Origin of the sequence: Streptomyces hygroscopicus subsp. hygroscopicus (assembly GCF_001553455.1) — a bacterium.
Classification (GTDB): Bacteria; Actinomycetota; Actinomycetes; order Streptomycetales; family Streptomycetaceae; genus Streptomyces; species Streptomyces hygroscopicus.
Genome location: NZ_BBOX01000040.1, coordinates 1 through 7,273 on the forward strand (window position 1 = coordinate 1; position 7,273 = coordinate 7,273).

Here is a 7,273-nt window from a genome sequence, read left to right on the forward strand (position 1 = left end):
GCTTTCTCCGCTCGACCCCTGGTTCGCCCACCGACGGCGGACGGACGCCTGGCCGGCTCGGTGGGGACCCGCCCCCCGCCCGCACCACCCGCCTCGGCCCCTGTGACCCGGCCCGCACCCCCGCCTGGCCCCCGCACCCCCGCCACCGTCCCGAGGAGTTGCCCCGCCCATGTCCGACCGACCCGCCCCGAAGGGCCTCACCCACACCGCCGTCATGGACTGGCTGACGCGGTTCGCCGCCACCGTACGCTCCGTCGAACCCGAGCTGACCGCACTCGACCAGAAGGCGGGTGACGGGGACTTCGGCGCCAATCTGGTCACCGGGATGGACGGGGTCCGCCGGGCGCTGGAGACCCTGGTGGCCGGCGCGGGGAGCGGCGGGAACGGCCGGAGGGGCCCGGATGTGCCGCTCGACGCCGCCGCACGGGTCTTCCTCGACGATGTCGGCGGCACCAGCGGCCCCCTGTTCGGGCTGCTGTTCCAGGAGCTCGCCGACGCGCTGGGCATGGCCGCCGACCCGCCCGGAACCGCCGCGCTGGCCCTCGGCACCGCCGCGGGGGCGGCCGCGATCCAGCGGGTCGGCGAGGCCGAGGTGGGCGACAAGACGATGGTGGACGCCCTCGTCCCCGCCGCGCGGGCACTCGCCTCCTGCGAACCCACCGCCGACCCCGCCCACGCGCTCCACGTGGCCGCGGTCGCCGCCCACCGGGGCGCCCGTTCCACGACCGGTCTGCGTGCCCGCCGCGGGCGGGCCAGCTACACCGGCGACCACTCCCGGGGGGTTCCGGACCCCGGCGCCCTGGCCGTCGCCCTGCTGTTCGCCTCGGCACACGCGGAGCTGACCTCGCTGGACCGGCTTCCCGCGTCCTGAGCGGGAAGCCGAGGTCACCCCAGGTGATCCCGGTACGTGCCGCCCGCCGGTGAACGCCACCGCCGGGCGGCACGTACCGGAAGCCGAGTGCTGGGCCGCATGGGACCGGCCGAGCCGGGCAGACGACCAGGATTCGACTGTCGGCTCGTTCGAAGGTGTCCGGGAGAATCTGTGCAGCAGGAGACCCCCGCCCGTGTGACCACGCCCCCGGCCGTCCCGCGACCGCGGGACGGCGGCGGATCGGGAGGCCGCACGCGCGACCCGTACTTCGACAACGCGAAGTACCTCACCATCGTGCTGGTGGCCTGTGGCCACGCGTGGGAGCCGCTCACCTACGGCAGCCGGGCCGCCACCGCGGTCTATCTGCTGGTGTACGCGTTCCACATGCCCGCGTTCGCCCTCATATCGGGCTACTTCTCGCGAAGTTTCGACATGGCGCCGAAACGGGTGAAACGGCTGCTCACCGGGGTCGTGGTGCCGTATGTGGTGTTCGAGGTGGCGTACACCCTCTTCTACCGCTGGGCGCAGGACGATCCGGTCTATCCGATCAGCCTGCTCGACCCCTGGTATGTGATGTGGTTCCTGGCCGCGCTGTTCATCTGGCGGCTCACCACCCCGCTGTGGCTCGCGCTGCGCCATCCGGTGCCGCTGGCGCTGGCGGTGGCCGCGCTGGCCTCGGTCTCGCCGGACACCGGCGGGGATCTGGGCCTGCAGCGGGTGCTGGCGTTCCTGCCGTTCTTCGTGCTGGGACTGACCCTGCGGCCGGACCACTTCGCCCGGCTGCGGACCCGCCGGGCCCGGCTGGCCTCCCTTCCGGTCGGGATCTTCGCCCTGTGCGCGGCGTACGCGGTGGCGCCCTGGCTGGACGCGGAGTGGTTCTACCACCGCACGAGCGTGGCGAAGCTGGACGGCGTACCGCCCTGGGCCGGTCTGCTCACCACGCCCGCCCTGTTCGCCCTCGCGCTGGTGCTGACGGCCTGCTTCCTGGCCTGGGTGCCGGGGCGCCGCACCTGGTTCACCACGCTCGGCGCGGGGACGCTGTACGGGTATCTGCTGCACGGCTTCATCATCAAGTCGTCCCGGTTCTGGGACTGGTACGACCATCCGTGGCTGCACACCCCGCTCGGGGAGCTCGCCGTCACCGCGGCCGCGGTGCTCATGATCACCGTGCTGTGCGCACCTCCGGTGCGACGGGCCCTGCGCGTGCTGCTGGAGCCGCGCATGGACTGGGCGTTCCGGCGCACCGGTTCCTGAGAACGGGGCGGGGCCCCGGCGGCCGGCGATCCGCCGGGACCCGCCGGCGCGCCGGATCGCCCCGCCCCCGCACGCTCCCCCGGCCCCGGCCCGGGGTGCTCCCGGCCGCCGCCACTTGACAAACGGCTTTGCCGAGGTGGCAAATGAAGACATGGCTGACGAAGACCTCACCGAGGTGCTGACCGCCGTGGGTCCCCGGCTGCGGGAGCTGCGGCGCACCCGTGGCACCACCCTGGCCCAGCTCAGCGAGACGACCGGGATCTCGCTGAGCACCTTGTCACGGCTGGAGGCGGGGCAGCGCAAACCGACCCTGGAGCTGCTGCTGCCGCTGGCCAAGGCGTACGGGGTGCAGCTGGACGAGCTGGTGGGGGCGCCGGCCACCGGGGATCCCCGTATCCATCCGCGGCCGTTCACCCGGTACGGCAACACGTTCGTGCCGCTGACCCGTTATCTGGGCGGGCTGCACGCCTACAAGCAGATCCTGCCCGCCCGGGCGCCGGGCGCCGGTGACGAACCGCTCGAGCGGCGGGTGCACGAGGGCTATGAGTGGCTCTATGTGCTCTCCGGGCGGCTGCGGCTGGCGCTGGGCGAGCACGATCTGGTGCTCACGGCCGGTGAGGCGGCCGAATTCGACACCCGCACCCCGCATGCCTTCGCCAACGCGGGGGACCAGCCGGTGGAGTTCCTCTCCCTGTTCGGGGCGCAGGGCGAGCGCATCCACGTCCGCGCCCGCCCCGCGGGCGGCTGACCGCGGCTCCCGTTCCGCCGCGGGGCGCTCACCCCGAGGGCTCGTCGGGGACGGGCTGCTCGGGGTGCACGCTTCCGGTCTGCGGCTTCCCCCGCCGCCCCGTACCGGACTCGTCCGTCTCGGGGACGTCGTCCGCCTCGTCCGGCTCCTGGCCGGCGCCCGCCACGTCCAGGTGGTCGGGTCCGTCCTGCGCCTGCTGGTCGGGGAGGTCCCTGGGGATCCCGCCGCGCTTCTCGTCGTCCTCCGGTCGCCGGTCGTCGCTCACGGTGCCGCTCCTTTCCTCGGTGCGGGGGCACAGCACTGGCGATTACCCGCGAGCACCGGCTGAATGCACGGCCGGCGCCGGTTCGGCGAGCCGGATGTCCGCGCGGCCGGTCAGTCCCCCTGGTCCAGCACGTACAGCTCCGGCAGGTTGACCACGACGGCCTCCTGGGTACTGCGGGCGATGACCACCACCGCCTCGTCGTCGGGGTCCGGGTTCTCCTCCCGGTGCGGCACATACGGCGGGACGAAGATGTAGTCCCCGGGCCGGGTGCGCAGCCTGACCTCCTCCACACGTCCGTCCCGCTCCTCGGCGAAGACGAACTCGGGGTGGCCCCGCACCACGAAGATGGCCGTCTCGGACTCGCCGTGGTGGTGGTTGGCCGAGGCGGTGTCCGGTGCCACATGGGTCTGGCCCATCCAGAGCCGCTCGGACCCCACCGACTGACCGCTGATCGCGGCGAACCGCCGCATGCCCTCGGTCTGGGCGGTGCCGGGGTCGACGTCCTCGGTACGGATGTGGTGCAGCCGGTCGCGCAACGGACCACCGGGAGCGGTGGCCTTCAGATGCGGATGGAACGCGTCGTGCTGCTGCGCGGAGTGGTCGCCGGGCGTCGTCATGGCCTCGACCGTAGAAAGCCCCGGCAATGGATGTCAACAGGTGTCCTTTTTCTCACCAGGCACGATACGGCGAAAACACGCTGCATAATGACGGTATGCAGATCTCGGCGAAGGCGGACTACGCGGTCCGGGCGCTGGCGGAGCTGGCCGCGGACGCGAGCAGACCGCTCACCTGCGAGGCGATAGCGACCTCCCAGGGCATTCCCTTCCGGTTCCTCAAGGCCGTCTTCCGCGATCTGCGCCAGGCCGGTCTGGTCCGCAGCCAGCGCGGCTGCGAGGGCGGCTACTGGCTCGCCCGCGACCCCGCCGAGACGACGCTGGCGGACATCGTGCTCGCCGTGGACGGGGCGTTCCTGACGCTGCGCGGCGAGCGGCTGGACGGCCTCGGGTACCACGGCCCGGCGGCCGGACTGCCCGGGGTGTGGCGCGGTGTGGAGGACCATGTGCGCCGGGTGCTGACCACCACCGCCCTGAGCGATCTGGTCGGCGAACGGCTGGCGGTATGACTCCCGTGGGCCCCGGCCGCCCCCGGGTCACCGGCGCGGGCGACGGCGCGGTCGAGATCGTGGAGTACACCGATCCGGCCTGCCCCTGGGCCTGGGGGTCGGAGCCCGCGTTCCGCCGGCTGCGCACGCTCACCGCGGGGCGGGTCCGCTGGCGCCGGGTGTTCGGCATCCTCTTCGACGAAGACGACGATCCACCACCGGACCCGGCGGCCGAGACCGCGTGGTACAGCCGCTACGTCGCCGATATCGCCCGCCATACGCGGGCGCCCTACGCACACCGGCTGCGGTGGGTGGCGGCCACCAGCCGGCCCGCCTCGCTCGCCGCGAAGGCGGCTGAGCGGCAGGGCGCGACGGCCGCGGAGCGGGTGCTGCGGCGGCTGCGCGAGACCACGTTCGTGCTGGGCACTCCGGCCGATACGGCGGAGCGGGTGCTGAGCGCCCTGGCCGGCCTGGACGGTGTCGACGTGGGGCGGCTGGGCGCGGAGATGGCCGAGCCGGTGGTGGCGGCGGCCGTCCGGCGGGACCACACCGAGGCCCGGGCGCCCGTCCCGGAGGCCCGCGCCTTCCACGGCCCGGGGCCGCACGGCACGGGCGTGAAGGAAACCCACGACGGGGTGCGCTACGCCCTGCCCACACTGGTGTTCTCCGGCCCCGGCGGGCGCGTGGCCGCGCCGGGGTGGCGGAGCATGGCCGAGTACACGGCGGCGCTGCGCACGGTGGCTCCCGGCCACCGCTGGGAAGCGCCCCTGACCGGCGCCGGGGAGGCGCTGGCGGAGCACCGCAGCCTGACCGGTCCGGACCTGTCGATGCTCACCGGCGGCGCCGCTCCCCCGCCCTGGGCCGTACGGGTGGAGACGGCGGGCGGTCCGCTGTGGCTGCACCCCGACGAGGCCGCCACCCATCCGGCACTCACCGCCCCGGAGCTGAAAACCCCCAGGTCGTAGCCGTCTTGGCCAATGAGACACCGAAAGGTGTCCATTGACTTCCCGCTGTCCTCGCCCCCACCATGGGCACATGATGACGACGCACCCCGGTGTGGTGTGCCGATACGTGGACTTCCGGCGCACCGCCAGCGCCATCTGTCGCTGATCGCCGGCTTCCACCCCGCGATCCCCCGCGATTCCCCGCGTCCCGAGCGCCTCCGTCCGCTCGTTCCTCTCGTTCTCCCTCCCGGGCCGCACCGCCGCCGGCCGTCCGGGCCGCCACCTGTCCACCTCCGCCGAGCGGAGCTGTGCGCCGGGGTGCCCGGCCACGGCCGTCCCGGGCTCATAGGGCCGTCCCGGGCTCAGTTGACACCACGAAAGGCGACGTCCAGCCATGACTTCCGCCGCCGCGCCGCTTCCCGTCCGCCGTCCGCCCGATCCGCCACCGGGCCCCGCCCCGGGCCGGCGCTCCGTGCTGGGCCTCGCCCTGGGGGCGGGCGGCTCGCTGCTGCTGTCCGCCTGCGGCGGGGTGGCGACGACCGGGGCCGGTGGCGGGGACGACACCCTCCGCTGGGGCTGGGACCTGCCCTCCACCTGGGACCCGGTGTTCTCCTCCAAGGGCTGGGACGTCCACCTGCTGTCCCTCGTCTACTCCGGGCTGACCCAACTCGACGCCAAGGGCGGCGCCAAACCCGCGCTCGCCTCCTCCTGGCGCTACTCCCACGACGGCCGGCGCCTCACCTTCGCCCTCCGCCGCGGCCTGCGGTTCTCCGACGGCACCCCGGTGAACGCCGAGGCGGTCAAGAAGAGCCTGGAGCGCGGCAAGAACCACCCCAAGTCCCTGATCGCCTCCCAGCTGACCAGCATCGCGGAGGTACGGGCTCCCGATCCGCACACCGTGGTCCTGGAACTCACCGAGGCCGACTACCAGTTGCCCGCCCTGCTGGCCGGGAAGACCGGCATGGTGGTCAGCCCCGCCGCGTTCGGCGAGGAGGAGCGGCTGGCCACCCGGCCGGTCGGCCACGGCCCGTTCCGGCTGGTGTCCTACACCCAGAACTCCATGGCGAGTCTGCGCCGCGACCCCGGCTACTGGAACGCCGAGCACATCGCCGTCGAGCGTTTCGAGGCGTATCCCAAGCCCGACGAGACCACGGCCCTCGCCGCGCTCCAGTCCGGCCGGCTCAATGTGGCCCAGATCCCGTTCAGCCAGGTCAAGGCGGCGCGTGAGGCCGGTTTCCCGGTACAGCTCATCCCCTCGATGGTGGTGCGTGTCCTGGATGTGAACACCACCATGAAGCCCTTCGACGACCCCGCCGTGCTGGCGGCCCTGAAATACGCGGTGGACCGCCAGGCCCTGCTGGACAGCGAGCAGTTCGGCCATGGCGAGGTGGACCACCAGCCCTTCCCGCCCGGCTATACGGGGTTCGACCCGGGGCTCGGCGCGGTGTACGGGCACGACCCGGAACGGGCGCGCGCACTGCTGAAGAAGGCCGGGTACCACGACGGCGTCGAGGTGACCATCACCACCGCCCAGCCACAGGGCGTGCCCGAGCAGCTGCAGGCGCAGCTGAACCGGGTCGGGTTCCGGGCCCGGATCGAGGTCATCCCGGAGGCGCGGACGTCCCAGGTGGTGTACGTCCAGCACTCCCGGGCCCTGTACATCGACCAGTTCGCCGGGCGGGAGTCACCGGTGCAGGCCATGCAGGTGCTCTTCGGCGCGGAGGGGCTGATGAACCCCTCCCGCCGGACGACGCCCGAACTGGACGCGGCCGTACGGGCGGTGCGCCGCACCCCGCTGGAGTCGCCGCGCTACCCGGAGGTGCTGCGGGCGGCCACCTCGCTGGCGGTGCGCACGATGCCGAACGTGTTCCTCTACACGGTGCCGCGCGCCCTCGCCCGCGCCTCCTCCGTCTCCCCCATCCCCTCGCTCCCGGTGGTGCAGCGGTTCGAGGGGGTGACGGCCGGATGACCGCGCTCGCCCCGCATATCGCGCGGCCGCGCCGCACGCCGGTACGGGCGGCCCGGGTTCCCCGCTCGCTCGGCCGCGTCCTGGCCACGGCGGGCACGGTCTTCCTGCTCTCCTCCGCGC

General features: G+C 73.6%; 8 protein-coding genes. 6 read left to right on the plus strand and 2 right to left on the minus strand.

Annotated features, from left to right (window positions below; genetic code table 11):
- The first annotated feature begins 169 nt into the window (after window positions 1-169).
- The 3 genes from AXW62_RS05460 (at window position 170) to AXW62_RS05470 (ending at window position 2,873) form a co-directional block, all read left to right on the plus strand.
- Entirely contained in the window at window positions 170-871 is a 702-nt protein-coding gene (locus tag AXW62_RS05460; RefSeq protein WP_060943486.1) for a DAK2 domain-containing protein, read from the plus strand.
- 195 nt (window positions 872-1,066) lie between these two features.
- The gene (locus tag AXW62_RS05465; RefSeq protein WP_060943487.1) at window positions 1,067-2,125 is read left to right on the plus strand and encodes an acyltransferase family protein; all 1,059 of its coding nucleotides are present in this window, start codon (window positions 1,067-1,069) and stop codon (window positions 2,123-2,125) included.
- Between the two features lie 151 nt (window positions 2,126-2,276).
- Window positions 2,277-2,873, plus strand: coding sequence for a helix-turn-helix domain-containing protein (locus tag AXW62_RS05470; RefSeq protein WP_060943488.1), 597 nt, complete (start codon window positions 2,277-2,279; stop codon window positions 2,871-2,873).
- A 28-nt stretch (window positions 2,874-2,901) separates the two neighbouring features.
- Here AXW62_RS05470 and AXW62_RS05475 read toward each other — a convergent pair whose 3' ends face one another.
- Complete coding sequence (locus tag AXW62_RS05475) at window positions 2,902-3,138, minus strand: hypothetical protein (RefSeq protein ID WP_030825037.1); 237 nt, start codon at window positions 3,136-3,138, stop codon at window positions 2,902-2,904.
- A 110-nt stretch (window positions 3,139-3,248) separates the two neighbouring features.
- Window positions 3,249-3,755 carry a cupin domain-containing protein gene (locus tag AXW62_RS05480; protein WP_060943489.1) on the minus strand — a complete coding sequence of 169 codons (507 nt, stop codon included), beginning with the start codon at window positions 3,753-3,755 and terminating at the stop codon, window positions 3,249-3,251.
- A 95-nt stretch (window positions 3,756-3,850) separates the two neighbouring features.
- Between AXW62_RS05480 and AXW62_RS05485 the strand changes: the two genes are divergently transcribed.
- The 3 genes from AXW62_RS05485 (at window position 3,851) to AXW62_RS05495 (ending at window position 7,153) form a co-directional block, all read left to right on the plus strand.
- Entirely contained in the window at window positions 3,851-4,261 is a 411-nt protein-coding gene (locus AXW62_RS05485) for an RrF2 family transcriptional regulator (RefSeq protein WP_060943490.1), read from the plus strand.
- Window positions 4,258-5,205, plus strand: a complete 948-nt coding sequence (locus AXW62_RS05490) for a DsbA family oxidoreductase (protein ID WP_060943491.1) — start codon at window positions 4,258-4,260, stop codon at window positions 5,203-5,205. Before AXW62_RS05485 ends, AXW62_RS05490 begins: the two co-directional genes overlap by 4 nt.
- A gap of 373 nt (window positions 5,206-5,578) precedes the next feature.
- The gene (locus AXW62_RS05495) at window positions 5,579-7,153 is read left to right on the plus strand and encodes an ABC transporter substrate-binding protein (protein WP_060943492.1); all 1,575 of its coding nucleotides are present in this window, start codon (window positions 5,579-5,581) and stop codon (window positions 7,151-7,153) included.
- The last annotated feature ends 120 nt before the right edge of the window (window positions 7,154-7,273 follow it).